The sequence below is a fragment of the Paenibacillus profundus genome (genome assembly GCF_021369635.1).
Taxonomy (GTDB): Bacteria; Bacillota; Bacilli; order Paenibacillales; family Paenibacillaceae; genus Paenibacillus_B; species Paenibacillus_B profundus.
The window spans coordinates 24,823-51,398 of sequence record NZ_JAJNBZ010000039.1 but is presented as its reverse complement, the minus strand read 5'-3'; the positions used below and the strand labels follow the sequence as shown (position 1 = coordinate 51,398).

Below are 26,576 nucleotides of genomic sequence, written 5' to 3'. Positions count from 1 at the left end.
GTACGGTGGTGTGAGAGGTCGGCTACTCAGTTAATGGGTAGCCTCCTACTCGATTATGAGAAAAAGGATGAAATTGCGAGGGACTGCCTGATCCTATTCTTTAAGTGCTTATGCACACTCTCCCGTTCGCGCAGGAACGGCAAAGGTGTGGGGGCATCATCTTGAATGCAGACTCTTATAGTCATTCTCCCCCCGGTTCAGGTATGTCGTCAACACTGATGTCGCATATATTCTGCACCCATAATTAACGTAAGGAGTTTTAACTTTTTTGCTGGAGAGTATCTTGAATGCAGGCGCTTATAGTCACTCTCCCCCGGGCTCAGTCACGCCATTATTACGGATATCGGCATTTTCCAAACCCATAATAAAAAAGCTGCTAGGTACTGGTCAAACGATATGCTTGAAGTGAAAGGTGAATATGAGTAACGGGGATAGTGGTGCTAAGAGCGTAGATACATCGATGGTGCGGCAAAATTTCGGTGAGAGCATACGTTCTTTCTAGAGACCGGATTAGTCATGACGGATCACAATCGGCGGGGCTGTCTGTAGACGACATAATGGCGCTGAAATTGTGGTCAAAAAAACGGAGCATGTCATTGGGGGATTGAGGCGGCTAAGAGAACGGTTAGCGGAGGGCTGTCGAAGGAGTCAGGAATCGAACGGATGGCAGCGAGGCTGGAGCGGATGGGAAGCATATGCGGCGTTCTATCTGTGGAGAAGCTTGGTGGATGATGATCCGAAGGCCTCCACAGATGAACTAGCATAGCTTGCAGTGGTGAAATCAGGAATTAGTCCAATTGATTCCACTTATTCCCGAACACTGGCGGCACGTAGCTGCTCAATTGATCCAGCAGCTCGGCAGGTTCTGGCGAGTTCAATATTAATTGCTCATGTTCCGCCTTTACGAATCCGGCTTGAATCGAATGACGCACCATTTCCATCATCGGTGTATAGTAGCCTTCGATATTGAGCACGCCGATCGGTTTTTTATGAATGCCGAGCTGCCCCCAGCTAATCATCTCGAACAGCTCCTCGAACGTGCCGAAGCCGCCCGGCAGGGCGATGAAGGCGTCGGCCAGATCGCTCATCGTCGCTTTGCGTTCGCGCATGTCTTTCACTTCAATCAGTTCCGTCAGCTGCGTATGAACGATCTCGCCGCGGAACAGTCCGCGTGGCATGACGCCTGTCACTTTACCGCCGAGTCGGAGCATTTCATTGGCGACCTCGCCCATCAATCCGACATTGGAACCACCGTATACAAGCTCCAGCTGCCGTTCGGCCATCAGACGTCCCAACTGCTGCGACTTCACTGCAAAGTCTGGGTGGTTGCCTAGATTCGAGCCGGCATAAACGCATATTTTTTTCATGATAGAGTGCCTCCTTTATCTGCTATACTGTTCTAAGTATAGACATCATGGAAGGGGAAAGGAAGTTAAAAAACGATGGAGATGAAGCCGTTCCAAGAATGGGTGCAGCAATTTTACCGTGCGCGGGAGTGGTCGCAGTACAATCCGTTTATCCGCGTGGGCTTCCTGATGGAAGAGGTCGGGGAAGTGGCGAGGGTCGTACGGGCGCTTGAGATCGGGCGCGATCGTCCGGATGAAGGCGAGAAGAGCGGTGAGGAACTGCGGCAAGAGCTTGTGGAGGAATTGGGCGACGTGCTTGCCAATCTTATTGTTTTGTCGGAAAAATACGACATCGAGCTGAGTGAAATAGCGCAGGCGCATATAGAAAAGCTGGAGAAGCGATTCGGCAGCAGCGAAGGTTAAGTCTCGATTTGAAAAAGTTGCCGGACGAGCTGCTCGAAGCGGATGAAGGCCTGCTGGAGCAGGCGGCGCGACAATCGAGAGCCCATCGATAGAAGAAGCGGGATAGATGAACGATGTCATTTATCCCGCTTCTTCTATATTAAATATATAGGCTGTCCTACTTCGATGTCACCGGTCTTCAAGACTGAGGCGTACACGCCGAAGTTGCTGCTCCGCTCCTGCACGACGGTCTTCAGCAGTGAAGCATCCCGTTCCCCGCTGTCCGGATCGACCGTAATGATCATGCACCGTTCGCACAAGCTGTTCAATTCTAACTCTGCAGCTCCAATGCGCAGCCTTCTGCCGAGCCATTGTTCTTCGACGAATGGAACGGGGTCATCCAATTGGATGAATAGATTCGGCCGAAAACGATTGTAATCGATGTGGCCTCCCCACAGCTGTTCCAGCTCTCTAACCGATGCATCGGTCACGAGGAGGATGTGAGCTTCCTCAAGGGCGCCGAACGGGATGTGCTGCGGCGTATAGCTATGCGGCGAGATGGCTCGCTTTGACTCCTGTTCCAGCTCCAGCTTCAGCGCCTCATCCTCCCAATCATATACGATGCCATTCGGTGAACGAACCTCTACGCGCGGATATTGCTCCGTATTGTCCAGTCCTGCAAAGCGGGCTTCATATTGTGCCATTTTCGGACACTGGGTAATCGTTACATACTTCCCTGGCCGCGTGTCATCCAGGAAGACGTGGCTTCGATCCCCGTATAAGCCATAATCCATCAACTTCGTGTGTTGAACTCGCTCTCCCCGGAAGGATTTCACCGGGTGTCTTACGATTTCTTTGAGTGCGCCGATGCGTTCCATAGTTCCTTTCACGCTCCGATTCAAAAGGTTATCAGTAGTTGTTGCTTCCATTGTCTGCTATTCGATCGTTTCGGTCAAGGCGTGCCGTTCCCCGGGGAGAATGTCTTCATTTCACAAATGGATGATTATGGTATTATTCGCGAGGATGCCCATTCGACGGTCGTGCTGCGCCAAGGCGATAGCAGCAGAAGCAGATGAAGGCTAATACGAGGGATAGAATCGGAATGCCCGCCAACATTAAGCGGATGCCGATAATCGCCGCTTCAGGCTGGGTCGGGGCGTTGGCGACATAACCGCTCTGTTCCAGCACAAGGCTCATAACGACTGCCTGCAGCGACACGCCGAAGCGGATGATGAAGCCGTTCATGCCGAAATACATGCCTTCACGGCGCGCTCCCGTTCTGCGTTCATCCTCGTCGATGACTTCGGCAAGCAGGACGTCAAGCAGCATGATGATGCCTGCCAGACCGAAGCCGATGGCCGCTCCCGTCACATAGGCAGCAGCCGGGGAGATGACGAACAAGAGCGGGGCTAGCGCCACAGCGTAGCATACGATGGCGGCCAGCATCGTCTTGCGCGGACCGAAACGGTTCGTCCAACGCGCCCATACATAGACGCATGGAATGGCGGTGACGAAGACGAGACCGAGCAGAATTGAATTGGCGCTTTCCTCTGCATGGAGCGCATATTTGGTGAAGAACGGAATTGCCGCGGGCAGGAGGGCGAAGGTCAACTGCACGAAGAAGCCGCCGAGGACGTAAATGACGAAGAAGCGGTTGGAAAAGGTATGCACGACCGATTGCCATAAGCCGAATGTGTCCGGGGCCGCCTGTTCGTTTTCTCTTGAACCCCAGACCATCGCACCCATGAATAGTGCGGCAGTGATACCGAATATAATTCCCATCGCTCCCCAACCGTAACGGTCGTAGATGAGCGGCGGCACAGCCACGCCGGCAATCATGCCGATGATGCCGAACATCTGCTTCCAGGACGAGGCAGAGGCGCGTTCTTTCATGGTAACGAACATTTCGGGAAACAAGGCGGAGTAGTTCAGAATGACAAGCACGTAGAGCACGTCGTAGAGCAGAACGATGAAGAGGAAGTACCAGAACAGACCCATGCCGGAGGAGAGCGGGAACCATAGCAGCGTAAATACCGCCGCCAGCGGAATCATGCCAAACGCGATATAAGGGACACGGCGCCCCCAGCGCGTGCGGAATCGATCGGATACATAACCGAAGAGAGGATTGAGAATGGCCCCTAATATGCCATGGATGACCATCGCTATTCCGATAAGGCCAGGACGGACGCCGAGCACGTCGACGTAATAATACACGATGTAAGCCGAGAACATCTGCGCCATTAGGTTGGAGGATAAGTTCCCGGCCGTAAACGCCGTTTTGCGGGCTGGAGTGATTTGAATGCCCATATGCTTCCGCCTCCTATTGACGCTGCGGCGGCATGCCCTGCTGCACGTCCCGCAGATCGGCCCAGCGTATCAGATGAATGCCTTCATCGGCGATAACCTGCTTCATGTCTGGATCAAGCAAGAGCTGGAACTCCATACCGCGCCGCTCCCAATGCGGTGTAATCGCCTGCAATTCCCCAGTGATGAACGAAGGATGGATGATGATTTCGGACAGCCCCGGCTTCAAGCTGCGGAGCAGCGCGATCATCGCTGCTTTCATTTGTTCCTCGCTCTGCCCTTCCTGACTTGCATAGGGGAGACTAAGCAGTTCATCCAGAATGACGACGCCCTTGGCTGCGGCCTGTTCGGCCCGCTGCAGTGCTAACGGCCCCATCTCTGGAGGAAGCTGCATGCCTTCAATCGACTTCGGCAGGCGGAAGGGCAAGCCGTATTCTGCGCAAACATCGAACACGATGTCAAGAAAGTCCCGGCCTGTCGCGAGTCCGTACAAGCTGCCCATATGATTGTCGAGATGCGTAGGATTCATTCCGATAGCGTACGCCATCTCGAGCTGGGCGATGATTTCGGCGCGAACTTGTTCTAGGTCGGCTTGCTGTTCGAACGCTAGGCAGTCGCTTGGAAAATACCCCTCTGCCGTGACGAGTGATGAGGTGTCGCCGCGGCGGTTAACCGGCCCCCATTTGAAGCCTTCCCATTCGCTTGTAAATGTCAGGTGTATCCCGACATCGGCCTGTGGATGGGCGGCACTCCAGACCGCCGCGTCCTGAGCCCATCCGCACGGCATCATCACCGTAGCGGACGATACGGCGCCTTCGTCGAGAAGCTGCTTGATGGCTTCATTCGTAGCGTGGCACATGCCGAAATCATCCGCATTGACTATGAGCAGCCGATCCGTCGCTTGATACCCGAGCGCGCTCAACACATTCATCGCAAACGCCTCCGTTTTATATTGGAATCGTTTTAAATCATGCTTAGTAAGACTATATTCCTGCCAAGTTGGAAACTTGCATAACATGTATGGAAGTGCTTGTTTAATAAAGCAACTTTTCAGATCCAAGATATCTACATTATGGACATATTTGGAATCATCCAATTGATTATGACAAAAGTTACTGTTAATATTAGTACCAAGTATTAATACCAATTACCAGACATGGCGAGGTGGAAATGGTGATAAAAGCAAGAATTACGGCTATCGGAACTTATGTGCCACACAAAAAGCTAACCAATGTGGAGCTTGAGGGCATGGTTGAAACGAGCAATGAGTGGATTTTGCAAAGAACGGGCATTCAGGAGCGCAGAATTAGTCAACCTGATGAATTTACAAGCGATCTATGTGCGGCTGCTGTGAAAGATTTGATCAAAAGATACAATAAAAACGTTGAAGATGTAGATATGATTATAGTTGCAACAAGCACACCTAACTTTTCATTTCCCTCAGTAGCGTGTCTGATACAGGAACGTTTACAAATTTCCCAGACGGCTGGGGCGATTGACATCAGTGCGGCCTGTGCAGGATTTGTATATGCATTGCATACGGCACACAGTTACATTGCGTCTGGATTGCATCGGAAAATATTAGTGCTTGGAGCAGATACGCTTTCAAAGATTACGGATTATTCGGACCGAAGCACTTGCATATTATTTGGTGATGGCGCTGGCGCTGTGCTGGTTGAAAGAGATGATCAATTCCAGAGCTTCATCGGATTCCATTTGGGGAGCAATGGGAAAGGGGCACAGCACGTATATCGCACAGGTCTAGCCAACAAAATAAATGAGATTGAATTAGTGGATACTCAATGTCTTGTTCAAAATGGGAGAGAGGTGCTGCGGTGGGTTGCTCGAACGGTGCCTTCCGGTATTCATCAGCTGTTGGATAAAGCTCACTCCGATTTGGATCAAGTAGACTGGTTCATCCCTCATAGTGCTAATTTGCGTTTGATCGAGCCGATTTGCGAGAAGTTGAATTACCCAATGGAAAAAACATTATATAGCTTGGTCAACTTCGGGAACACCTCGGCTGCATCTATTCCCTTATCGCTAGATCTGGGTATCCGTAATGGCAAGGTTCAAAATGGAGATCGGGCGCTTATGTACGGTTTTGGCGCCGGGTTGGTTCATGCAGGGCAGCTTGTGCACCTTAACTTTGACGAACAGGTATCGGAACCGACACCGCTGTAACATTCAGAATGAGTGAAGAAAAGGGCCGCAGCCCGTGGTTAATCCGAGGTGCGGCTCTTCGTGTTCTCTTGGTTATCCCTTCAGCAGAAATTCATTGCCGTCCAGGTCTCTAAAGCTTACGTAGTTGCCCCACTGCATCTGCTGCGGTTCACCGGCAAATTCGACGCCCTTAGCCTTCATCGTCTCGTACGCGCCAAGCACGTCATCGGATTCGAAGACGATGGACGCCTTCTGCTCCTCCCAGTTGCTCATCATCGATTTCGGGTAAAGGACGAGGCGAGATTGCGCGCCTTCAGGCCCGACTTCCAGCCAGAAGGTGTTCGGTCCCATCGGGAATTCGGCCGTAACGGCAAAGCCGACCTGCTCCGTCCAGAATTGCTTCGCTCTTTGCTGATCTTCCACATATACGGCTACCGTAGAAATTTGCTTAATCATTCATCATCACCCTTTTTCGTCCAATATTAATATAGATTGTCCTCTATTCACAATCATAAACGGGCATACAGATCAAAGAACGCATGTTCTAATTATTCTATCATATGACTGAACACGGACACAACCGTTTGGCAGCGACATCGTTGCGAGGAACTTCTTGCGGCCAAAAGGCATATGCTGTCCCTAGGCTAATGTCTTCTTCGAATCGGATTGTTATAGATAGGTTAGGTAGATTATGCATGAAGAAATCTTCTGTAAAAGAGGTGCCAAATGCTATGGCTTGGGACATCATTCGCATCCCGTGGTCGGAGTACCGGGCGGCGGGCACGACAGAGCATCTGCCGAACGCCCTGCTTCAAGTGCAACAAGCCGCCACTGTGCAACAAGCGGAACAAGCCTGCTGGCAGATTGAGAATACGGTCGTCGTGCAAGGGGCGTTGTATGAAGCCGCCATTCCAACTGTCATCTGCTTGCTAGGCATCATACAGCGCGCGACGGATGCGGCACGGCCATTCATATTGGAACTGCTCGTTCAAATTGCGTCCGGGGAACCGGCGGAAGTCAGCATGGAGAGCGGCCATTCGCGGCTGAACGAGCAATGTATGCGTGAGATTGCCCGTGGTACGGCGGTTTACGTGGATTGGCTCGAATATGGAACCGGGACCGAACGGCTGCATTGCGTCGATCTGCTTGGCTTATGCAGCCAGCGCGACCGGACGCTGAAGGAGCGTGTGAGGTGGCTCTTTCAACGTGTGCTGCACATTGAGGAAGACGAACGGGTGAAGGAATTTTTGGCGTATTGGATTACCGAGCTGGCAGAGCGAACGCAAAGATAGGCAAAAAAGACACCGGGCACATGATTCCCGGTGTCTTTGGTCTTATTTTCTTATTTTTTCAGATGCGTATCCAGAAACTTGAGCATGGCATTGTAGAACTCGATGCGGTTCTCTTCGTTGTTGAAGCCGTGGCCTTCATTGTCTTTGACCATGTACTCCACATCGATGCCTCTCTTTTTCAGCGCCTCGACGATTTGATCGGATTCCGCCTTGTTCACCCGCGGATCGTTGGCGCCCTGAGCCACGAAGAGCGGCGTTACGATTTTGTCCGCATGGAATACCGGCGACACCTCTTTGAGCAGTTCCTTGTCCTTCTCTGGATGGCCGACACGCTCATAGAACATGTTGCGGTTCGTCTCCCAATATGGAGGCAGCGTATCAAGCAGCGTGAAGATGTTGGACACGCCTACGTAGTCCACAGCGGCCGCGTACATGTCAGGCGTGAAGGTGATGCCTGCGAGAGTTGCATATCCGCCGAACGATGCTCCATAGATGCCGACGCGATCGGGATCAGCAATACCTTGCTTGATGGCCCACTGTACGCCGTCGGTGATGTCATTTTGAATTTTCCGTCCCCATTGCTTGTTGCCGGCATCCAGGAACGCTTTGCCATAACCAGTCGAAGAGCGGAAATTGACTTGCAGCACGGCATAACCGCGGTTCGCAAGCAGCTGCACTTCCGGATTGAAGCCCCACATGTCGCGCGCCCAAGGACCGCCGTGCGGGTTGACGATGAGCGGCAGCTGTTCCGGCGTCTTGTTCTTCGGCAGCGTCAAGTATCCATGAATCGTCAATCCATCTCTGCTCTTATACGAGATCGGTTGCATATCGGCCATATTGTCGGATTTGAGCCATTCGCTCAAATTGGCAAGCGGCGTCAACTGATCGGTTGTGGAATCATAGTAATAGTACATGCCATATGTTTTATCGTTGGACATGCTGACGATGAATTTGGTCATATCTTGATTGTAATCATTGAGGCCGATTTCGCTTTCCGATACGTTCAATTTGTCCTGCAGCTTCTTGTACAAGGCTTCAAATTTATCATCGAAAAATTTCACATGAACTTTATCCGTCATATAAGCAGTCATTAGCAATTTGTCTTGCTTCGCGTCGTACATTGCGCCTGCCAGATCCACATCTGGATGTGAATACATCACGTTCTCCTTGCCCTGCAAATCGTACGTAACGAGCGCCGCTTTGTCACGGCCCTTGTTGGATACCGCATAGATGGTCTTGTTGTCTTTGGAGAACGCGAGCGGATTCACGGTATCTCCGGCTCCCATCGTGATGAACGGTTTGAATTCCTCCGCTTCCGTATTCCGGTACAGCACGGCGCCTTCGATGCCGTCTGACGCTACGGCGAGCCGGATTTTGCCTTCATGATCGGGAATCCAGGCTTGGATGTTGCCCGGGTTTTTGGCCACGAGCTTGGTTGCGCCCGTTTTCACGTTCAGCTTGTATACGTCGAACACTTTCGCATCGTCTTTGTTCATCGTGATGAGGATTTCGTCCTTCACCCCGGACAGCATGCTGACGAGACCGACGCGGACCTTATCAAACGGCGTCAAGTCCTTCTCTTCGTTGCCGTTGAAGGCTGCGGAATACAGGTGGTAGTTCTCATCTCCGCCCTTATCCTTCAAATACAATACATGATCGCCTTTCCAGAGGAATCCGGCAATGTCGCGATCCTTCGAGCTAGTGACGCGGACAGGCTCGCTGGAGCCGTCCATCTTCTGTACGAAGATATTCGCGCGGTTCTCCCATGGAGCGGCATAGGAAATATAGTTGCCGTCCGTCGAAAGCTGGTAGGCGAAGCTGCCCGGGTTGCGCATGAAATCCTCTACGGAAATCTGCGGCACTCCTTTATTGTCGATCTTGGACAGGCCGAGCTTCTTGTAGTTATCCAGAGCCGAGGCGATTTCACGAATCGTTGCTGTTTCTTGCTCATGCAGCTTTCCATCCGGGTAGCCCTTCATCAGGCCGAATGCTTTCGCGCGCTCTGCATATTCAGCCAAGCTCGTCTCACCTTGCTCCTGATCGAAAGCACGCACCAAGATGCGAGCGACTTCGCCGCGCTTAACCGGTGCGTTAACCGATGCAAATTCCCCATCGGCAATCCATCCCTCTGCAGCGGCTGCCTTCATCGGATCGACACCATGCTGGTAAGTGAGCGCCGTTACGGTATAGCGTACGAAGTCGCTGACTGTCACGGTCGCGGTGAGATCGGCATTTTCACCGATAATCCCTTTCGACACAAGCGCGTTGACTCCAGTCTTGTACCATGGCGTGGCAGCGGTCTGCTCCTGCGCCATCACGGACATCGGAACGGATGCGACGAGCACAGCGGCGAGCGCCGCGGATATGACTTTTTTCTTCATCTAATTGACCCCTCTCTGATGCACATCTATTCACATACAAGTATACAACTATTTTTGCCTAGCATATTCATGAAAATCTTTACAGTAAGCTCGAATCGTCTGACCCCGATTGAGGCAACCGCCCCAGTCCGTCTACCTTCAATGGATGCAGCAAAAAGACACCGGGGATGTTAATCCTGGTGTCTTTGATGTAAATTATTCAGCACGTCAAACGTCGTTTTAACCTATCGAACCATTCCCGTTCCAACTCCATATAACCGGAAGCCGTTTCTTGCTTAAGCTGTTTTTCCGCTTTGTGCAATGCTTTGCGCATATCCGCAGTGCGATGCTCCGTATATTTCACAATGGCCAAAGAGCGATAATAGCTATACAAGTCAAGTAGCGACACCGGCTGGAAGAGCGCCTTCATTTCTGCTGCTGTAACATCTTCGCCTTCGTATAATATTCTATACATCATATAGGAGCTGTGAAACGAAGATTTGAAGACAGAGTTTTGCTGGGTGACTGGCTCGCGAACGATCGGTTCAATATAAGAGATGCTTGGCAGCAAACCATTTTTGTCACTATAATAATAGAATAGAAAAAGATATAAACCAATGCTTTGCATTTTATCATGCTCGCCTCGGATTCGCGCTTCACAGCTTTCGACGAGCGCCGTATCCCAAGTCTTGGGCCGTTTGCCGCTCATCATTTCTGCCGTGACTTGTGTCAAATGCAAGTGTTCCGCCGCTCTGCCATTATTGCCGAGCAGGAGCAGCGCAATTGTGCCATCGGTCCTAAACATGCCATTGGGCAGGGGCGGCGCGGTAGCAAAAAAAATAACAAGGTTCAAAATAGCAAGCCAAGAGAGCCAATCTTGAACCGTCAACCTCCAGCATCCAAATGCGATAATGGCGCCGAGGAAACTAAAGACAGGTCCTCCAACGGTATATAACAGCAGTTTTCGTTTTAAATCGGGTGTATTCCAAGGATAGGGAATCAACGACGCCACACCGCCAAAAAACAGCCACTGTTTGTTCTCATTAAATGTCAAACGTCCGTCCTTCATAGTAATGGAAAAGGGGCCAAATGTAAAAAAGTGCAGCTTCATGCCGGTTAGAGACCCAAATACAACATGGCCCAACTCATGAACAAAAAGAACAACGAGTAAAACGCCGGCTAACTTCCAGGCTAGCAATACATCCGCTTTCCAGCTTGGATCCAAGGAAATAAGGAGAATCGTAGCGATTAATGCGCCCGCAACTCCGATAACGGGCCTCCGCAATATGTCCGGCATTCATACACTCCTTTTCAACAAGCGATCAAGCCTCAACGGGATTCAGGAGCTTGTTTGATTCGTTTTTATGAAGCAAATCTTGAAAGCTGTCGCAATCAAACAGCCCGTTCTTCGTCCAATAGATGTGTTCGGTATAGGTTGGCGGTTGATTGCCAATGACCCATTTCATCGTCTGGAAGGCCGATTCCAGCTCTTCATTGCTTTCGACTTTCTTGGAGCCCGCCACATACTCATAAGCTTGATTCACGTACATATCCAACTGCTCTTCGCTGCTGTTTTCGATTTTTACGATGCCGATTTTCTCAACCGGCGCAACCCCCAAAAAAGTTAATATTTTCCCTAAATAGTTCAATACATGATGAACGCCATTGCTATGAGCGGAAGCGATTGCGATCCCGGGCTTTCCTGCCAACCTCATTAGATGGCACCAATAACTGATTCGATCGATGAATGCCTTCATATCTCCAGATACATTATGCGAATATACCGGACTTGCGAGTATGATAAAATCCGCTTCCAGCATATTTTGCTTCAGTAATTTCATATGGTCGTCTGGTTTATTATCTAATTCGCATGTTCCTTGATCAAAGCAATTTCTGCAGCCGGTCGAATGGTTAATATTCATATCAGACGCCGTATATAAATCATATTGAATCGTGCCATTGGATTTGACCGCAAGCTTGGACAGAAAATCCTTTACGTACAACGTGAGTTGCGATGACGCGTTCCTGCTTCCGACATAAGCAAACACCTTTTTCGTGTTCATGCGATTCCCCCATGTCCATTCATTATCATTGCGATGCAAGGGTTAGGACGGAAGGGATACTCTTAACATCAGCCATTCTTAACAGTTGATACCCGATTCCTGCTAATCCCGTAAACATGCCGATAGATGGAAAACCTGATAGTGAACGACTCTGATAGTCGCCTCGGTGCTTAGAGGTGTCAATGACATGAGCGGCTATGGCAGTTGCCATATACAAATATTGTTCATTATTCGTATGCTCGTACAAGGATAAGAACAACTCTGCCGTCCCCATATTCCCGTGGCACAGCGTGTCGTCAGCATAATAATCACTGTGCAATACGAAATGAAGAGCTTGTTCTATTTCTTGCTCGAAGCGGCTATCTTCATGCCATTCCTTCAGCCTCATTCGGCTTAGCGCAATTCCTACCGTGCCGTGACACCAATGATGCTTGCATATAGGGGAGTCTTCCCTTTTGTCCAACCATCCTTGATGCTTATGGCTGAACAAAGCGCGATCGAACTCCAGGAGCTCCTTAGCTTTATCTGTAAACTTCCTCACCCTGCATACGTGTCCCAAACGCATAAATACCCAAGCTGCGGAACTCGCGCCGTGGGAAAAGCCGCCTAATAACGCGCCTTGTTGTTTTTCCAATAAATTCAGTCCATAATGGCCATACTTAATCGATAATGTTAAATATTGGAGATCGTTTGTGCGCTTGAACATGTCTAACATGAGGTGTATGAAGCTAGTGATGCCGTTTAACCAGCTAGAGTCTTCCGTCTTGTTAACATGCTCATCGCAGTTGTCTACAATTTTTTGGATTAAATCTTCGTATTTTTTATTCTTTTCCTCTTTTGCGATGTTCATTAAGGGATACAGCAACGAAGATTTTCCCGTCAGACTAGAGATGCTATCTAAATCATCCGTGCTTCTGGCTTCGACGGAGGAAATGAGAAGCTCGTAAAAATGTTTGTATTTTTCGGTTTTCGTCATTTTATGTAAATAGTAATAAAATAACACCAATCCGGATAATCCATCGTAAAAGTCTGCATTAATGGGCCCTATCGACCAAATCTTCACGGGATCGCTATTGACGCATAACCATGAAACCGTCTTCCGGTCATCAGAGGCAATCGCACTATCCATGATTCGGTCGCCTATGTGTGCAGCTTCACTCACAAAAATGTTTTGATCCGCATGTGGTTGTGATTTTATGATGTCATCGAATTTCAAAGGCTTAATGATTTCAAGTTTAGTCGGATCATACCCGCCAGTATGAACCAGAATGACTGAAACTTGTTTCTCGATGTCCTCCTGCTTTAAATGTTGCAATTGCTCAATCATGATGTCATAGCCTGACCTATCGAAAAAATGAGGGTGTGCGTTGCCGCGGCTATCAATTAAATCGCATGAATCCGTATAGTTGAAGAAGATCGGAATGTCATTGTCAATCATATCTTCATATTCGCTTTTAATAGCTTCTTTTGCAGAAAACGGAAAGGACCATATGTTCTCCAACAATTGTTCGCGGCGTATAGCATCTCTCATATAATCAGGATGGCAGGCGCTATCAAGCATGCCGGCATACTGTGATGTATTGCGCAACAAAATTCTTACTTTTACTTGCTTAAAAGCAGAAAGCACTCCGTCAGGATCCAACAGTTCAGCTTTATTATCGATAATCAGAGCGCTTGCTTCTTTGAAGCCGGAAATAATGTATTCAACATAAGCTTTATAGCTTACAGGAATGCCGTTAAATTGAGGGATGTTATTAGAGTCGGGCAATTCGCCTTCTATCAGATCATATCGAGCTTCATCCGTCATCGGGTTAACTGGACCCAACACTTTGTAAGGAAGCTTTTGGCCTTGCCCGTCAAGAGCACTTAAATCGATTCCTTCCCTGTTGTTTACATTCACTTTAAATGATTTCTCCGGCAGCAGCGCCGTACTGCTGACCAAGTTAAGCAGCTCGTAGCTTGCTTGAATATGAGCGGATTGCGGAAAGTTATATTTAATATTGTTTTGTACTAGAGTTTCCAAATCGACAATATAAGGATATTGACCGTTAGCGATTAAGTTCTCCATGTGAAAATCACTTCCATGAAGAACGTGCATGATAGCGATAAGCTGGCCGAACCGGATATAATAATTTTGGACCTCGTCCTCGTTGGCGCAGCTTTTTTTGGGAATGAACTCCTCAAACGCATAATCAGAGAAAGCAAGAATGCGATGATATGGCATATATAGAACCCTGTTTTTACGGTTCAACCAATCTATAAATTTGCAATAAGCAGTTGCCACTTCCAAAGCGCGCGGTTTATACACGATAATATCGCCTGAAGAGAAGTTCAGCTTCATTACCGTTCTTCCTTGTTGGTGGGTATCTCCTTCTCCGGGAATGATGTCGGTAATGACGGCGTCCCGGCCGATCTTGAAAAAATCACAAATCTTGTTCCGGTTCGCCATCCATCTTTCCAATAGTTCTACACTATTTTGGATAAAAAAATGAGTCGCGGTGACTAACATGCGCGCAAGCGTTGCATATTCTTGATAGAAGTCCAGCAATCGCTCCTTTTCGCGGAACAGACGGACAAACGAATGAAACCTTTCTGTCGGAGTATCGCCGGTTAATTCCCCTCTCAAGCGGGACACGTTAAGCTCTAAAATGAAGGTCTTATGGGCAATCTGCGGTAGGTGGGCCGCAAGAGATTTCACTAAATTCGTTATCACTTCCTCGGATATCCGCAATTGCTCCTGATGTTCATCCGTGAACTTTGCCAGTTCTTTTTCCGCTAAAAGAAGAAACGGCCTCACCATATAGGAAAATCCCATCTCTGGCTTGTAATCAAAATCGAAAATATTCAGTATCTCAAAGCTATTCTTATAGTTTTGAAACCATTTTGAATCTTCAACTTTATGTTTAAAATGAGAAAGCTCCGCGTTCAGAATCTCATCGTCAACGCTATGGGCAAAACTTTTCTTGTCAAAGCCCATCTTGTCAAGCATGACTACAAAATTTTCATCCGATACTAGACTTGTCCGATCGCGCCATCTATGTAATGGGGATAAATCTTCGTTCTTCTGTTCGGCCAGCTGCTGCAATACATTATATCTTTCACGTATCCATAATCCCTTGACACTATAATCGGGAAGAAGCTGAATATGCGTTTTTTGCATTTCACCCATCCTTTGCACAGGATATAAACAGATAGAGGAAAGCATCTTTCTTCTAAATGAAAAGAAGAAAGATGCTTTCGCGTCATGTTAGCATTTAAATGCGGCAGAAGCTAAATAAGAGCCGACAAACGAAATCAATACGCCACAGGCGAGTGAGGACATAGGTTTTACTTCGCCAGCTCCATATAAATTAGACATTTCTTCTACAGAGAGCTCTTGAAAACTAGTACCGGATGGATGACTTGGCATAGCTGAAGCTTTGTTTCTCAATTCTGGATTTTTCCACAGACTAATGATTTGTTCATTAGACATCGCATGCACCCGCTTTCAATGTTCTTTACATGACTTGATTATTAACCCAGACATGTCTTCCTGCGTGATATGATGCCGCTAATTGCTCCAGCCGATAAGCCGATGCATACCTTGGAACTGGTTCGAATCGCGGAAATCACCACAGCGGAAATCGTAGGCGTCGCATTGGTGCCAACTTCGGCTGCACCGTGAATGCCCATCATTTCCTCGAACGATAACTCCTGAAACCCTCTTCCGGATGGATGCGGCGGCAACTGCATATCTGCTCTTAACTCCGGATTTTTCCACGCAGCAATAATCTGTTCGTTTGTCACAATCAATCCTCCTTTTGGTTTAATTATCCATTACCATTATATAGTACAATACTTCTTTCATTTGTAAAACTAGAAATTACATTTCTTTTTTTCTTAATCAAAAGATTTCAATAAATATAATTAATCATTCCAAAATAATGAAATAATAATCTTGACTATCAATAGCTTCTGGAACTACCATTAATGATAATATATGTATGTTGGCGGAGGTCAAGAAACTCATTATGTCATTTTCAAAAAAAGTCCCTTATGTTGAGCAGATGGAATATCGGGAATGCGGGTTGGCTTGCTTGACCATGATTTTAAAATATTATAAATACGATATCAGTTTATCGGAGCTGAGGGACGAAATCGGTTCGTCAAACGATGGATATTCTTTTTATCATTTATTTGCGATAGCGAAGCACAAGCATATGAAAGCCGCTGCTTATAAAGCTAGCGCCGAAGATGTGAAAAGCATGAAATGGCCATCCATACTCCATTGGGAGAACAATCACTTCGTTGTATTGGAAAAAATAAAGAACGGCACATTTTACATTCTCGATCCCGCTTTTGGAAGAAAAAAGCTGCGGCAAGAACAATTCGCGGACCACTTCTCCGGAAGCGTGTTGTATTTGGAGCCGGACAAGACCTTTAAAACGAAGAAAAAAACGAAATCAAATTTGTTTTACCAAGATATAAAGAAAGAGAAAAAAATGCTGTCGTCCATTCTTTTCATCACCGTATTGCTGCAACTTTTTGCCGTGGCCATACCGATGATAACCAAAGGGTATACGGATGAAGTGCTAGGGAACGGCAACGGGGATTATTTATCGGTCACAGGCGTGCTCATTTTCGTGCTGTTTCTGTCCTTCCTTATCTTTTCCGTCGTGCGCGGGTGGCTGATTTCCAGATTTCAGACGAATCTAGACTCGCTCATTATGACCAGATTCATGAGCACGCTATTTAAGCTACCGTTTGTATTTTTTGAGAATCGTTCGAGCGGGGATATTCTTTTTAGAGCAAACTCCAATATACATATTCGTCAGATCTTATCCTCGACAGCAGTGTCTTTATTCATTGATACCCTGTTGGTGTTTACCTATACCGCGTTGATGTTCACCTATTCCGTGCCGTTGAGCTTGACTTTGCTGGCGATAGCTGCGGTCATCGTCATCATGTTGATGTTGAATACGGCCATCATTCGCAGGTTGTCTGACAAGACAATCACGGACCAAGTAGGCGTGCAGTCCGTTCTATCTGATAGCATCCAAGGCATTTCCGACATTAAAATGTTGGGTTTGGAACAAAAAATGTTGGATATTTGGCGGGAAAAGTTCAAGGCGCAGCTAAAGAGCACAGAAAAGCTAAACGTATGGAGCAGCGCCTTTCAAGCGGTTACAAGCGCAATTCAATTTGTCGTTCCCTTATTCATGCTGTGGTTAGGCAGTCTGTATGTGCTCAATAACCAAATTACGATCGGAACATTAATCGCCTTCAGCACGATATCAGCCTCTTTTATTCATCCAATTGTGTCGCTGAGCGGCAGCTATTCCGAAATTATTGTAACCAAATCTTATTTGCAACGAATTTTGGATGTCGTTAGAACAAAACAGGAGCCATGCAATGAGGGAGCGGACAACTGTTTACAAGGCAAAATTGAGTTGAAGGACGTCAGCTTCAAATATAACCGCTATGGCGCCGAAGTCATTAAGAAGGTGTCCTTGACGATAAATCCAGGCGAGACCGTTGCGATAGTCGGAGCTTCCGGCTCCGGGAAGAGCACGTTGGCGAAATTAATTCTCGGATTTTATGCGCCCGCTGAAGGAGAGATCCGGTACGATGGCATCTTGATTGATGATTGCAATCTGACGCTTCTGCGCCAACAAATAGGGGCTGTCATGCAGGAATCTAAATTATTCAACCGGACCATTTATGAAAATGTCAGCATGATGCAAGAGCATATTAGCAAACAGGATGTTGTTGAAGCTTGCAAACAAGCTTACATCTATGAAGATATCATGAGACTGCCCCTGCAATTTGACACGATCGTTTCGGAAAAAGGAACGAATTTCTCCGAAGGGCAACGTCAACGGTTGCTGCTGGCCAGAGCTTTGATAGGCAAAAAGTCCATTTTGATCTTGGATGAAGCGACCAGCGCGTTAGACAATATTTCGGAGAAAATCGTGGACAATCACATTTCTCGGCTATCCTGCACTCGAATTATTATTGCTCACCGATTGAGCACAATCGTAGGCGCAGACCGAATATTCGTGCTGGCGGATGGCGAAATCGCAGAAGAAGGCGATCACAAAACCTTGTTGAGTCGGAACGGGTGTTATGCCAATCTATACTTGATCAATCAAAATGGGAGCCATAACGAGTTCGAAACGGCGTTCGCCGGTAGAATCTTGGAACCGCAATGAACTTATCTCACGCGATTCCATATCACTTTACGAGTTCTATTGCTCCTTGGAGGTATGCGGTCATTCATGGCGAGAGCTCCCTTCTTGTTCCCGGCTAGCATATTCTTGGCGCAGCAGGGCGAAGACGGCGAGATCGATGTATTGGCCGTGCTCGAACTCATGCTGCCGGAGCAGTCCTTCTTGTCTAAGACGCAAGCGCTCAGTCTTCAGCAGGGGGAATTCCTGAAACAGTTGTGTTGTGCTCATGCGCAAGCTCCTTTTCATAGCCTTAGGTGGAAATTTGAACGAAATAAGTTTGTTATAAGGATATTACGGGCGGGGGCAAAAAAAGGTTGAGAAATGTCCCTTGTTGCGCAACACGGCCGCTGCCTGCGAGCAAAAAAATCGGCACACCGCGTTCATGCTTGAAACGGGGGCCGACTTTTTTCGTTTCTAAGGTTAAGAGATTGTGCAAAACATAAAGCAAGGCTCAAAAAACAGCCTTGCTTTATGTGGGTTCTCTCGCTATTTTATATATCTTTTAATGTTTGCCGATCAAATCAAGCACAGTTTTTAAAGCATCTTCCGATTCAATATCCGGCGTAGTGCCCACTTCTTGACTAGAGCTTCCGTCTGGATTGAGGCCATACTCCACATCAAACTGTATTAAGAGGTGACTAATTGGCAGTTCAAACAGAATAGGACCGCCACTGTTAGAACCACCTGTTGTTTTACCTACTAATGTAGCAAAATGTGTTGATTTACAAAATACCGCAAATGATTCGGCAGAGGAATACACCGCAGGGCCAACTAGCACCGATATTTCACCTTTAAACAATTTTTCGCTGAATTTAGGCTCTAGGGTATATGAAATCTCTCTTACCAATGTCAAATCTTCTAAATCCTCTTTGTGAAGAGATGTAAAATTAGGGTCGTTTTTCACATCTTTTGTGGTTAGAGCAGAGCCTTTATAATCAACGCCATAAAATCTTTGGGTCAATTCGGTATTTTTCATAAGCCTTACAAGAGATGTGGTGGCAGGTTCGGAAATATTTGGACGGACAAATGCCTCTTCCCAGTACGTGGTATTGCCGCCACCGTTATTTTGAATATCTATAATCAAATGCTCGTAATCCTTGACTTCTTCTAAAAATGCACGTATTTTAGGCATATCGCCTTCAATGAATACATCATCAAAGGATTCAACATTGATATACGCTATTTTTCCTTTTTCCAGTATTTTCATCGTAAGATTTGTCGCTTTCATTTTGTTGAGTTCTTCTTCCTGCTGCGCGTTTATCTCCTCAGGGGTAGGAGCACTTCCTCCTTTATCTGCTTGTTGGAGTCCCAGCAAATAATCGAGATACTCATAAAAAGCGATTACTTGCGGATCTTCTATCACATCGACCCATGGCTGCACTTCCGGACTTTCATTTACATGCTCTTTGTATACTTCCAATGAACGCAACATGTTAGGGTTTACAATGCTCACATGCCCAACCGTGCCGTACACATCATTCACAGAAATTGCAATAATATTGGCAAACTCAAACATAGCCTTATCGCCTTCAAGTTCCATATTTTCAATCTGCTTGCGGTATTTTGTTTTGGTAGCCTTGTAATAGTCAGGCTCCATATTATTTAAGACATACAGCCGGTCAAGCACTCCATAAAAAGGATAGTTTTCCTCAAAACTCTCCCACATCGCATCATAATCTTCCAGCATCTGTTCTTTTGTAAGGATCATATCCCGATATAAAGTGTCGCTTGACATTGTCGTGGAACTATCTTTACTTTCACCTGATATACCATCTTGTTTCGATCCGCAAGCGAACAGGGATATAGTAGGGTAAAAATTAGTATACTTGCTATTATTTTTCTTTTCATATCATCAAACCTTTCTAGCCTTTTGACAGTCTGAAAGCTCTTAATCTTTCGCGTTCTTCTACGGAAATCTGCGGCATCCCTTTATTGTCGATCTTGGACAGGCTGAGCTGCTTGTAATGATCCAGAGCCGAAGCGGCTTCACGGATGTCGCCGTCTCCTGTTCGTGCAGCTTGCCGTCCGGGAAGCCTTTCATCAGGCCGAGCGCTTTCGCGCGCTCCGGTATTCAGCCAAGCTCATCTCGCCTTGCTCTTGGCCGAGAGCACGCACCAGGATACGGGCGAGCTCGCCGCGCTTGATCGGCGCGTCCGTCGATACGAATTCTCCATCGGCGATCCAGCCCTCTCCCATGGCAGCCTTCATCGGATCGATGCCATGCTGGTAAGTGAGATCCGTTACGGAATAACGGACGAAGTCGCCGACTGAGACGGTTGCCGTAACATCCGCATTTTCAGCGATAATCCCTTTCGATATGAGCGCATTGACTCCGCTCTTGTACCATGGCGCAGCTTGCTCCTGCGCCATGACGGACATCGGCAAGCACGGCGGCGAGCGCCGCGGATATGACTTTTTTCTTCATCTAGTTAACCCATATCTATATGTACATATATTCGAATACAAGTATACACCCTTTATTGGCCTGGCATATTCATGAAAAAAATGACAGTGTATTCAGGATAGCCTGTCTTTGCCCTGCCTTCGGTTACGAAAAATAATGCTCTTGGCAGAAGCGGATTCGTTCCTTCAGGAAGTGCTGGATCGCCGCGGCCCGCCTTAAGCGGGAGGAAAAAGCCGGGATGCCGCTGCCAGTGCGGATGCGCAGCGCTTCATGCACCTGAGGATGCCATTGCTCCGGCAGGACGGCAAGGGCATGCTCTCCGGCGCCAGTCTTGGAAATGATATGTTGTTCCTGCAGCGTATATTCGATCCGGCACAGGGTGAGCACCGCGCTTTCCACCCATTCGTCGAGCAAAAAGCAGAGCCGCTTCTCCGCCTTCTGTGCCCAGTAGTCCTCGATGTTATATTTCAGCGTATCCGATACGTCGCGCCAGTCCGTCCGTATCAAAGGCTGCAGTTCCCGGCCGGCTACGGGAATGGCGTGATGCTTCAATGTCCACCACGTAATATGGTTCACATCCCAATAAGCGGATGGCTTGAACGTTCCACTGGCGCAGCAAGGGTATGGCTGCAATTCGCCATTGACTTTGCCCACATCCTCCAGACGAATGTACATCCCGTCCATTCGTTTGGCTAACGGGGACGAGCGCAGAAGACGTCGGTGAACATTCTTCAGGCGCGACAGCTCGTCAGCGGTCAAGCTTCGATTGATGGTCGTGACGAAGTCGATATCGCTTTTCTGATCGTCATAGGCCCCGAGCGCAATCGAACCGTACAGGTGCACGCCGTGGAATGCATCGGGCAGCTCGATCTGCAGCAGTTCGGCATATTGCAGCAGCAGCGGGTGGATGGATGGTGGGATGCGGTCATGCATGACGAGAACTCCGTTCTCGTTCATGAACCTCGTACTCTTCGCGCAGTATGGCGTAGATGGCAAGGTCGACGAAGTAGCCATGCTCGAACTCATGCTGTCTCAACAGTCCTTCTTGCCGGAATCCGAGCTTGGACAGCACCTTGCCTGAGGCGGTATTTTCGGGAACGATGCTGGCCGCAATTTTGTTCAACTCCATGACGCCGAAGCCGAAGTCGATGACCGCTTGCGCGGCCTCTGGCATAATCCCGTGTCCCCAATAGGGGCGGGATAAGTCGTAGCCAAGCTCCGCCCGGCGATGATCCGGCTTGTAGTCTAGGAAGCCGCACGTTCCGATAAGCTTTCCCGTATCCTTTATTTCGATGCCCCATCTAAGTCCTGTGTGCTCTTGGAAAATGGTCGTATACCATGCGATTTCCTGCAGCGCGTGTTCCGTCGTCGTAAAGCGGGACAGCGGAACATACCGGATGACCTCTTGGTCAGAGAACAGTTCAAGAATGGACGGCGCATCCCGTTCTGTCACTTGCCTGAGGCGCAAGCGCTCAGTCTGCAGCAAGGGGAATTCCTGAAACAGATTTTTCGTGCTCATGTCCAAGCTCCTTTACTAAAGCGCCGTTATTTGGCGGTAGTTATAAGATATTACGGTTAGGGTCAGAAATGGTTGGGGAAAATTCACGTGCTGCGAAAAAATCGATTGGTGTGCATGAACGAAAAAATCGGCACACCCCGTTTGATCTTGCAACGGATGCACCGATTTTTATCAAAAAGGTATTCACGTTATTCCCGTTTTTAAGGCGTATGAAGAAGCTGTCCAAGCGAGACAGGGAACAGGGGCTGCACGAGATCATAGACAGCCTGGGCGTATTGCTGAATTTCGTACTGGGAATCGTGCGCGAGCCGCTGATTCAAGAAGTGGCTCACCGATTGCAAGGATGCGGTCCAATAGTAGGCGGTGTACATACCGTATGCCGATGGAATGAGCAGACGCGCTTGCTCCGGCGCGATGCCCTGCTCCAGTGCCCACTCATAGTCCTTCATTCCTTGCTCGATTTGGCGCATCAGCCGTTCCGTCGCTTCGCGTCCGATGTCTTCCCGCATCGGTTCACCGCTGCCCTGCTTGGAATGCTCCGGCTTGCTGCGCCATTGCAGCGGCTGTGGCACATAGTTCTCGACGTCGATCGTTATGTATCTGCGCGATGCTTCATTCCAAGCGTCCATCGTATGATCACTGCCGACGACATATTTCCAATGCTGTCTGGCAACCATGAGCGGCGCGTAGAATTCCAATTGCACGGTTGTGTGGCGGAATGGGGACGTATGCCCCTCCCTAGCGAGAAATTGGATGAGCTTCGTGTCATTGGGGGACAGCTCCTTGGATTGCTTCGCATAGGACACTCGGGCGCTGTTCACGACCGACAAGTCGCTGCCCATATGATCCACGAGCCGGACGTAGCCGCGATCAAGCACATTGATTTTCATTCTATCTGCTCCTCTCACTTTTTTTCGCAAACTAGAAATATCCTATCATAGATTTTTCCATGGTTGAAGGCAGACAGACATGCTTTGAAATGTTTTTCGTTTTGTTTTACTTTTTACTTGTGAAAAGGGAATGTGAGGACTGAAATACTTTAGTAAAAATTTTGTTTTAACTAGGATTATTGTAGTAAAAAAAGAGACAAAACCGTGATAAAGATGGTAAATAAACTGATTTTAGCAAATAAAGGGCAAAATAGAGCTGGTATTGTGTTTTAAATCGATTTATTTAAGTAAAACATATTGACTTTTTACTATGGTAAAAAATATAATGAGAAACAACATCTTCTCCATTCCGACTGGCCCTGTACATCAGATGGTGTGGTCTTATCTAGCATCTTGCATACAACCTCCTAGATCAACTCACGTAGTAATTGGATTTTTTATTGTACAGTGCATGTTTCTCTAGAATCCGCAGCTTGTTCAACATCCTGATATGGCATGAATGTAGTTAGGCAATCAAATACAAGTAAGGGGTGCTTTTCATGCAAAAGGCGAAAGGCAAGTCATGGTTCATTGTTGTCATTCTTGCTTCTTTATTTCTGTCGGCATGCGGGGGAGGAGGAACGGCGGAACCAGCGCAAGACGGCAAGTCGGCCGGGAAAGTGACCGTTCGCTTCGCGACTTGGGATTCGGAAGAGAATTTGTCGCTCCAGCAGCAATTGATCGACAAGTTCAATGAAGCCCATCCTGACATCAACGTCAGCCTGGAGGCATACGGCAGCGAATACGATACGAAGATCGCGGCGGGAATGGGCGCCAAAGACGCTCCAGATGTGATGTACATGTGGAATTACCCGACCTACAAGGACGCTCTGGAGCCGCTTGATGAATATATCGGGAAAGAGGGCGCCGAGTTCAAAAACAATTACTATGAAACGCTGTGGAATTACAACTCTGCCAACGGGAAGATTTTAGGCTTGCCTGTAGGCTACACGACACATGTTATTTACTACAACAAGGACTTGTTCGACAAGGCTGGGGTGCCTTACCCGAAGGGCGGCTGGACATGGGATGATCTTCAGGCATCGGCCAAGAAGCTGAACAATCCGGAGGAGAGCATCAGTGGCTTCGCCTTCTCGGGTAAGCCGGATCCGTACGATTTTGAAATGTTTTTATGGGGAAATGGAACCGCTTACGTCGATAAGGAAGGTAATCTGCAAGGCAGCGTCAACAGCGAGAAATCGATTGAAGTATTGACGATGTTCCAAAACATGCTGAAAGAAGGCTATGCGATTACGACCGAAGGTTCAGGCTCGACCGAAATGAAATCCGGTAAAGTCGCCATGTTCAGTAACGGAGCTTGGTCAATCGGAAGCTTGAAAGAGGCCGGGATTAACTTCGGCGTTGTCGAACTGCCTGCTTTCCACGATGGAAGCGCTGTCAGCATCGTATCCTCCTCCGGTATTTCGATGTCGAAGGATTCAAAGAAGAAAGAAGCCGCTTGGGAGTTCATCAAATTTTGGACGAGCGAAGAAGCGAACAAGGCGCGCATCGATTACGAGCTGCCTGTATTAAAGAGCGTGGTCGAGAGCGAGAAGCTGCAGCAGGATGAACGGAAGCAAGTGTTCTACAACATGCTGGAGCAAAGCCAGGATTATACGCCAGCCTCGTATAAAGTAGAGAACTGGAGTGAAATCTCAGATCGGCTGGGACTCGTGTTCGAGCAAATCTTCAATCCGAGCACGATGACGGATCCGAAGGCTGCTCTAGATGAGGCGGCACAATAAGTTGTTGCGGTAAAAGGGGTGTGCGCACCCCTTTTTCCTTCAATATACCATCCTTATCGGGAGGTTCACTATGGAACAGGCAGTTGCTCGACATAAAAGAGTCCGCATAATAGGAAAATTGACTCCGTATTTGTTTATTTCACCTTGGATCGTCGGTTTATTGTTATTTACGATCGGGCCGTTAGTTTTTTCGCTCGTCATGAGTTTTTTTGATTGGCCGGTAACGTCTGCTCCCAAGTTTGTCGGACTCGAAAACTATACGAAGATGTTCACGAATGACCCCCAATTCTATAAGTCGCTGGCTATCACGCTGAAGTTCGCGGTCCTGTATGTGCCGCTGAGCTTAATCACTTCGTTGATTCTCGCGATGCTCATATCGCAGCCTGTCAAAGGGGTTAAAATTTTCCGGACGATCTTTTATTTGCCCGCTGTCGTGTCCGGTGTGGCCGTATCGATTATTTGGGGCTGGATTTTCAACAGCAAATACGGCATTTTGAATTATGCCTTGTCGTTGCTCGGCATTGAAGGGCCAAAGTGGCTGATCGATCCCGCCAGCGCCATCGTCACGATCGTCATTGCCAGCGCATGGGGCGTCGGCACGATGATGCTCATCTTCTACACAAATATTAAAGGCATCTCGCCGGATTTGTATGAATCGGCAGCGATAGACGGAGCGGGCTCCATCCGCCAATTTACGAGCATTACGCTTCCGCTCATTACGCCGACCCTTTTCTTTAACTTGATAACGTCAACGATATCCGCGTTGCAGCAATTAACGCTCGTCTTGCTGCTGACGAACGGCGGCCCGTTGAAATCGACGTACTTCTACGGATTGTTCGTGTACAATAATGCGTTCAAGCATCACAAGCTTGGATATGCCAGTGCGAACGCCTGGTTCATGTTCATCATCATCCTGCTGTTGACGGCGCTTATCTTCAAGTCTTCTTCCGCATGGGTGTTCTATGAGAATGAAGTCAAGCATGAACGGAAACGAGGGGGCAAGAAGAAATGAAAGTGTCCAAATGGCATAAAGCAATCGTCTATCTTTTTTTAATCGGATTTGCGATTTACTTCTTGCTTCCTTTTGTCTGGATCGTACTGACCGCTCTGAAGACGGAAGCTGAAGTCCATCAATATCCGCCGGCTATTTTTCCAGGCATGCCGCAATTCGTTAACTTCGTGAACGCTTGGAAAGCCCAACCGTTCGGTCTGTATCTCATGAATTCCGTCACGATCACTGTGCTGACGACGATCGGACAATTGATCTCCTGTTCGTTAATCGCTTACGGCTTCGCCAGATACCATTTTAAATTCAAAAATGGCCTGTTCATCCTGCTGCTGGCTACGATGATGATTCCTTGGGACGTAACGATGATTCCGTTATATATGCAGTTCAATCTGTTCGGCTGGATCAATACGTTGAAGCCGCTTATCGTGCCCGCCTTTTTTGGCTCGGCCTACTATGTGTTTTTGCTGCGGCAGTTCCTCATGAACGTTCCGAAGGAGCTGGAGCATGCGGCCAAGATCGACGGTGCGAACGACTTTCAGACGTATTGGAAAATATTCGTGCCGATTATGCAGGCTCCGCTGACGCTCATTGCCGTATTGAACATGCTGTCCGTCTGGAATGATTATTTGGGCCCTCTTATCTTCTTGCAGGATCGGACCAAGTATACGTTGGCGCTCGGCCTCGCCTCGTTCAAGGGCGTGCATGAACTGCAGATTCTGCCGATCATGTCGATTACGATTTTGATGATTATCCCGCCTGTCATTGCCTTCCTGTATGCGCAGAAGTATATTGTGGAAGGAATTAGCGGCGCCATTAAATAGCAGAAAAGGG

The 26,576-nt window shown here is 48.0% G+C and carries 25 protein-coding genes; 8 read left to right on the top strand and 17 right to left on the bottom strand.

Translation table 11 applies throughout. The features are described from left to right. The first annotated feature begins 571 nt into the window (after window positions 1–571). Window positions 572–766 (top strand): hypothetical protein, encoded by a 195-nt coding sequence (locus tag LQV63_RS27350; protein ID WP_233699066.1) that lies wholly within the window; start codon window positions 572–574, stop codon window positions 764–766. Window positions 767–788: 22 nt separating this feature from the next. On the opposite strand, the gene LQV63_RS27345 is transcribed toward LQV63_RS27350, so the two are convergent. Further along, window positions 789–1,367: an LOG family protein gene (locus LQV63_RS27345; RefSeq protein WP_019423086.1), complete on the bottom strand. Its 579-nt coding sequence runs from the start codon at window positions 1,365–1,367 to the stop codon at window positions 789–791. Window positions 1,368–1,442: 75 nt separating this feature from the next. On the opposite strand from LQV63_RS27345, the gene LQV63_RS27340 reads away from it, so the two are divergent. Next, the gene (locus LQV63_RS27340) at window positions 1,443–1,769 is read left to right on the top strand and encodes a MazG-like family protein (protein ID WP_233699065.1); all 327 of its coding nucleotides are present in this window, start codon (window positions 1,443–1,445) and stop codon (window positions 1,767–1,769) included. 134 nt (window positions 1,770–1,903) lie between these two features. Here the strand turns inward: LQV63_RS27340 and LQV63_RS27335 are convergent, their stop codons facing one another. From LQV63_RS27335 to LQV63_RS27325, 3 genes are all read right to left on the bottom strand, one after another. After that, complete coding sequence (locus LQV63_RS27335) at window positions 1,904–2,626, bottom strand: MOSC domain-containing protein (RefSeq protein WP_233699064.1); 723 nt, start codon at window positions 2,624–2,626, stop codon at window positions 1,904–1,906. A 133-nt stretch (window positions 2,627–2,759) separates the two neighbouring features. Further along, the gene (locus tag LQV63_RS27330; protein WP_233699063.1) at window positions 2,760–4,055 is read right to left on the bottom strand and encodes an MFS transporter; all 1,296 of its coding nucleotides are present in this window, start codon (window positions 4,053–4,055) and stop codon (window positions 2,760–2,762) included. A gap of 13 nt (window positions 4,056–4,068) precedes the next feature. Further along, window positions 4,069–4,983 carry a polysaccharide deacetylase family protein gene (locus LQV63_RS27325; RefSeq protein WP_233699062.1) on the bottom strand — a complete coding sequence of 305 codons (915 nt, stop codon included), beginning with the start codon at window positions 4,981–4,983 and terminating at the stop codon, window positions 4,069–4,071. Between the two features lie 239 nt (window positions 4,984–5,222). On the opposite strand from LQV63_RS27325, the gene LQV63_RS27320 reads away from it, so the two are divergent. Then, entirely contained in the window at window positions 5,223–6,236 is a 1,014-nt protein-coding gene (locus tag LQV63_RS27320) for a ketoacyl-ACP synthase III (protein ID WP_267934222.1), read from the top strand. A gap of 72 nt (window positions 6,237–6,308) precedes the next feature. Here LQV63_RS27320 and LQV63_RS27315 read toward each other — a convergent pair whose 3' ends face one another. Next, window positions 6,309–6,671 (bottom strand): VOC family protein, encoded by a 363-nt coding sequence (locus LQV63_RS27315; RefSeq protein ID WP_233699060.1) that lies wholly within the window; start codon window positions 6,669–6,671, stop codon window positions 6,309–6,311. Between the two features lie 239 nt (window positions 6,672–6,910). Here LQV63_RS27315 and LQV63_RS27310 point away from each other — a divergent pair, with 239 nt between their 5' ends. Beyond that, window positions 6,911–7,507: a hypothetical protein gene (locus tag LQV63_RS27310; protein WP_233699059.1), complete on the top strand. Its 597-nt coding sequence runs from the start codon at window positions 6,911–6,913 to the stop codon at window positions 7,505–7,507. A 50-nt stretch (window positions 7,508–7,557) separates the two neighbouring features. On the opposite strand, the gene LQV63_RS27305 is transcribed toward LQV63_RS27310, so the two are convergent. The 6 genes from LQV63_RS27305 to LQV63_RS27280 all read right to left on the bottom strand — a co-directional run bounded on the left by LQV63_RS27305 (window position 7,558) and on the right by LQV63_RS27280 (window position 15,716). Beyond that, window positions 7,558–9,888 carry a prolyl oligopeptidase family serine peptidase gene (locus LQV63_RS27305; protein ID WP_233699058.1) on the bottom strand — a complete coding sequence of 777 codons (2,331 nt, stop codon included), beginning with the start codon at window positions 9,886–9,888 and terminating at the stop codon, window positions 7,558–7,560. Window positions 9,889–10,087: 199 nt separating this feature from the next. Next, the gene (locus tag LQV63_RS27300; protein ID WP_233699057.1) at window positions 10,088–11,164 is read right to left on the bottom strand and encodes a M50 family metallopeptidase; all 1,077 of its coding nucleotides are present in this window, start codon (window positions 11,162–11,164) and stop codon (window positions 10,088–10,090) included. A gap of 25 nt (window positions 11,165–11,189) precedes the next feature. After that, window positions 11,190–11,930, bottom strand: a complete 741-nt coding sequence (locus tag LQV63_RS27295; RefSeq protein ID WP_233699056.1) for a flavodoxin family protein — start codon at window positions 11,928–11,930, stop codon at window positions 11,190–11,192. A 25-nt stretch (window positions 11,931–11,955) separates the two neighbouring features. Next, on the bottom strand, window positions 11,956–15,090 hold the full coding sequence (locus LQV63_RS27290) for a type 2 lanthipeptide synthetase LanM family protein (RefSeq protein WP_233699055.1): 3,135 nt from the start codon (window positions 15,088–15,090) through the stop codon (window positions 11,956–11,958). 87 nt (window positions 15,091–15,177) lie between these two features. Further along, a complete protein-coding gene (locus LQV63_RS27285) occupies window positions 15,178–15,402 on the bottom strand; it encodes a lichenicidin A2 family type 2 lantibiotic (RefSeq protein ID WP_233699054.1) in 225 nt (74 codons plus the stop codon). A gap of 41 nt (window positions 15,403–15,443) precedes the next feature. Beyond that, the gene (locus LQV63_RS27280; protein WP_233699053.1) at window positions 15,444–15,716 is read right to left on the bottom strand and encodes a mersacidin/lichenicidin family type 2 lantibiotic; all 273 of its coding nucleotides are present in this window, start codon (window positions 15,714–15,716) and stop codon (window positions 15,444–15,446) included. Between the two features lie 224 nt (window positions 15,717–15,940). Here LQV63_RS27280 and LQV63_RS27275 point away from each other — a divergent pair, with 224 nt between their 5' ends. After that, window positions 15,941–18,121: a peptidase domain-containing ABC transporter gene (locus LQV63_RS27275; RefSeq protein WP_233699052.1), complete on the top strand. Its 2,181-nt coding sequence runs from the start codon at window positions 15,941–15,943 to the stop codon at window positions 18,119–18,121. A 60-nt stretch (window positions 18,122–18,181) separates the two neighbouring features. On the opposite strand, the gene LQV63_RS27270 is transcribed toward LQV63_RS27275, so the two are convergent. The 6 genes from LQV63_RS27270 to thyX all read right to left on the bottom strand — a co-directional run bounded on the left by LQV63_RS27270 (window position 18,182) and on the right by thyX (window position 22,952). Further along, entirely contained in the window at window positions 18,182–18,367 is a 186-nt protein-coding gene (locus tag LQV63_RS27270) for a hypothetical protein (protein ID WP_233699051.1), read from the bottom strand. A 274-nt stretch (window positions 18,368–18,641) separates the two neighbouring features. Beyond that, complete coding sequence (locus LQV63_RS27265; RefSeq protein WP_233699050.1) at window positions 18,642–19,874, bottom strand: S41 family peptidase; 1,233 nt, start codon at window positions 19,872–19,874, stop codon at window positions 18,642–18,644. Window positions 19,875–20,179: 305 nt separating this feature from the next. Further along, complete coding sequence (locus LQV63_RS27260) at window positions 20,180–20,524, bottom strand: hypothetical protein (RefSeq protein ID WP_233699049.1); 345 nt, start codon at window positions 20,522–20,524, stop codon at window positions 20,180–20,182. Window positions 20,525–20,687: 163 nt separating this feature from the next. Further along, the gene (locus LQV63_RS27255) at window positions 20,688–21,500 is read right to left on the bottom strand and encodes an aminoglycoside adenylyltransferase domain-containing protein (RefSeq protein WP_325175924.1); all 813 of its coding nucleotides are present in this window, start codon (window positions 21,498–21,500) and stop codon (window positions 20,688–20,690) included. Continuing rightward, window positions 21,469–22,062 carry a GNAT family N-acetyltransferase gene (locus LQV63_RS27250; protein ID WP_233699048.1) on the bottom strand — a complete coding sequence of 198 codons (594 nt, stop codon included), beginning with the start codon at window positions 22,060–22,062 and terminating at the stop codon, window positions 21,469–21,471. The genes LQV63_RS27255 and LQV63_RS27250 overlap by 32 nt, the downstream gene beginning before the upstream one ends. Window positions 22,063–22,262: 200 nt before the next feature. Further along, window positions 22,263–22,952 (bottom strand): FAD-dependent thymidylate synthase, encoded by a 690-nt coding sequence (gene thyX / locus LQV63_RS27245; protein WP_233699047.1) that lies wholly within the window; start codon window positions 22,950–22,952, stop codon window positions 22,263–22,265. A 539-nt stretch (window positions 22,953–23,491) separates the two neighbouring features. Here thyX and LQV63_RS27240 point away from each other — a divergent pair. The 3 genes from LQV63_RS27240 (at window position 23,492) to LQV63_RS27230 (ending at window position 26,566) form a co-directional block, all read left to right on the top strand. After that, a complete protein-coding gene (locus LQV63_RS27240; RefSeq protein WP_233699046.1) occupies window positions 23,492–24,736 on the top strand; it encodes an ABC transporter substrate-binding protein in 1,245 nt (414 codons plus the stop codon). A gap of 70 nt (window positions 24,737–24,806) precedes the next feature. After that, on the top strand, window positions 24,807–25,748 hold the full coding sequence (locus LQV63_RS27235) for a carbohydrate ABC transporter permease (protein WP_233699045.1): 942 nt from the start codon (window positions 24,807–24,809) through the stop codon (window positions 25,746–25,748). Further along, complete coding sequence (locus tag LQV63_RS27230) at window positions 25,745–26,566, top strand: carbohydrate ABC transporter permease (RefSeq protein ID WP_233699044.1); 822 nt, start codon at window positions 25,745–25,747, stop codon at window positions 26,564–26,566. The genes LQV63_RS27235 and LQV63_RS27230 overlap by 4 nt, the downstream gene beginning before the upstream one ends. Window positions 26,567–26,576: the final 10 nt, after the last annotated feature.

What these genes read in the sequence shown, in the direction of transcription:
- LQV63_RS27345 (WP_019423086.1), bottom strand. Translation starts at nt 1,367, where the DNA reads ATGAAAAAAATATGCGTTTATGCCGGCTCGAATCTAGGCAACCACCCA.
- LQV63_RS27340 (WP_233699065.1), top strand. Translation starts at nt 1,443, where the DNA reads ATGGAGATGAAGCCGTTCCAAGAATGGGTGCAGCAATTTTACCGTGCG.
- LQV63_RS27335 (WP_233699064.1), bottom strand. Translation starts at nt 2,626, where the DNA reads ATGGAACGCATCGGCGCACTCAAAGAAATCGTAAGACACCCGGTGAAA.
- LQV63_RS27330 (WP_233699063.1), bottom strand. Translation starts at nt 4,055, where the DNA reads ATGGGCATTCAAATCACTCCAGCCCGCAAAACGGCGTTTACGGCCGGG.
- LQV63_RS27325 (WP_233699062.1), bottom strand. Translation starts at nt 4,983, where the DNA reads ATGAATGTGTTGAGCGCGCTCGGGTATCAAGCGACGGATCGGCTGCTC.
- LQV63_RS27320 (WP_267934222.1), top strand. Translation starts at nt 5,223, where the DNA reads ATGGTGATAAAAGCAAGAATTACGGCTATCGGAACTTATGTGCCACAC.
- LQV63_RS27315 (WP_233699060.1), bottom strand. Translation starts at nt 6,671, where the DNA reads ATGATTAAGCAAATTTCTACGGTAGCCGTATATGTGGAAGATCAGCAA.
- LQV63_RS27310 (WP_233699059.1), top strand. Translation starts at nt 6,911, where the DNA reads ATGAAGAAATCTTCTGTAAAAGAGGTGCCAAATGCTATGGCTTGGGAC.
- LQV63_RS27305 (WP_233699058.1), bottom strand. Translation starts at nt 9,888, where the DNA reads ATGAAGAAAAAAGTCATATCCGCGGCGCTCGCCGCTGTGCTCGTCGCA.
- LQV63_RS27300 (WP_233699057.1), bottom strand. Translation starts at nt 11,164, where the DNA reads ATGCCGGACATATTGCGGAGGCCCGTTATCGGAGTTGCGGGCGCATTA.
- LQV63_RS27295 (WP_233699056.1), bottom strand. Translation starts at nt 11,930, where the DNA reads ATGAACACGAAAAAGGTGTTTGCTTATGTCGGAAGCAGGAACGCGTCA.
- LQV63_RS27290 (WP_233699055.1), bottom strand. Translation starts at nt 15,090, where the DNA reads ATGCAAAAAACGCATATTCAGCTTCTTCCCGATTATAGTGTCAAGGGA.
- LQV63_RS27285 (WP_233699054.1), bottom strand. Translation starts at nt 15,402, where the DNA reads ATGTCTAATGAACAAATCATTAGTCTGTGGAAAAATCCAGAATTGAGA.
- LQV63_RS27275 (WP_233699052.1), top strand. Translation starts at nt 15,941, where the DNA reads ATGTCATTTTCAAAAAAAGTCCCTTATGTTGAGCAGATGGAATATCGG.
- LQV63_RS27270 (WP_233699051.1), bottom strand. Translation starts at nt 18,367, where the DNA reads ATGAGCACAACACAACTGTTTCAGGAATTCCCCCTGCTGAAGACTGAG.
- LQV63_RS27265 (WP_233699050.1), bottom strand. Translation starts at nt 19,874, where the DNA reads ATGTCAAGCGACACTTTATATCGGGATATGATCCTTACAAAAGAACAG.
- LQV63_RS27255 (WP_325175924.1), bottom strand. Translation starts at nt 21,500, where the DNA reads ATGAACGAGAACGGAGTTCTCGTCATGCATGACCGCATCCCACCATCC.
- LQV63_RS27250 (WP_233699048.1), bottom strand. Translation starts at nt 22,062, where the DNA reads ATGAGCACGAAAAATCTGTTTCAGGAATTCCCCTTGCTGCAGACTGAG.
- thyX (WP_233699047.1), bottom strand. Translation starts at nt 22,952, where the DNA reads ATGAAAATCAATGTGCTTGATCGCGGCTACGTCCGGCTCGTGGATCAT.
- LQV63_RS27240 (WP_233699046.1), top strand. Translation starts at nt 23,492, where the DNA reads ATGCAAAAGGCGAAAGGCAAGTCATGGTTCATTGTTGTCATTCTTGCT.
- LQV63_RS27235 (WP_233699045.1), top strand. Translation starts at nt 24,807, where the DNA reads ATGGAACAGGCAGTTGCTCGACATAAAAGAGTCCGCATAATAGGAAAA.
- LQV63_RS27230 (WP_233699044.1), top strand. Translation starts at nt 25,745, where the DNA reads ATGAAAGTGTCCAAATGGCATAAAGCAATCGTCTATCTTTTTTTAATC.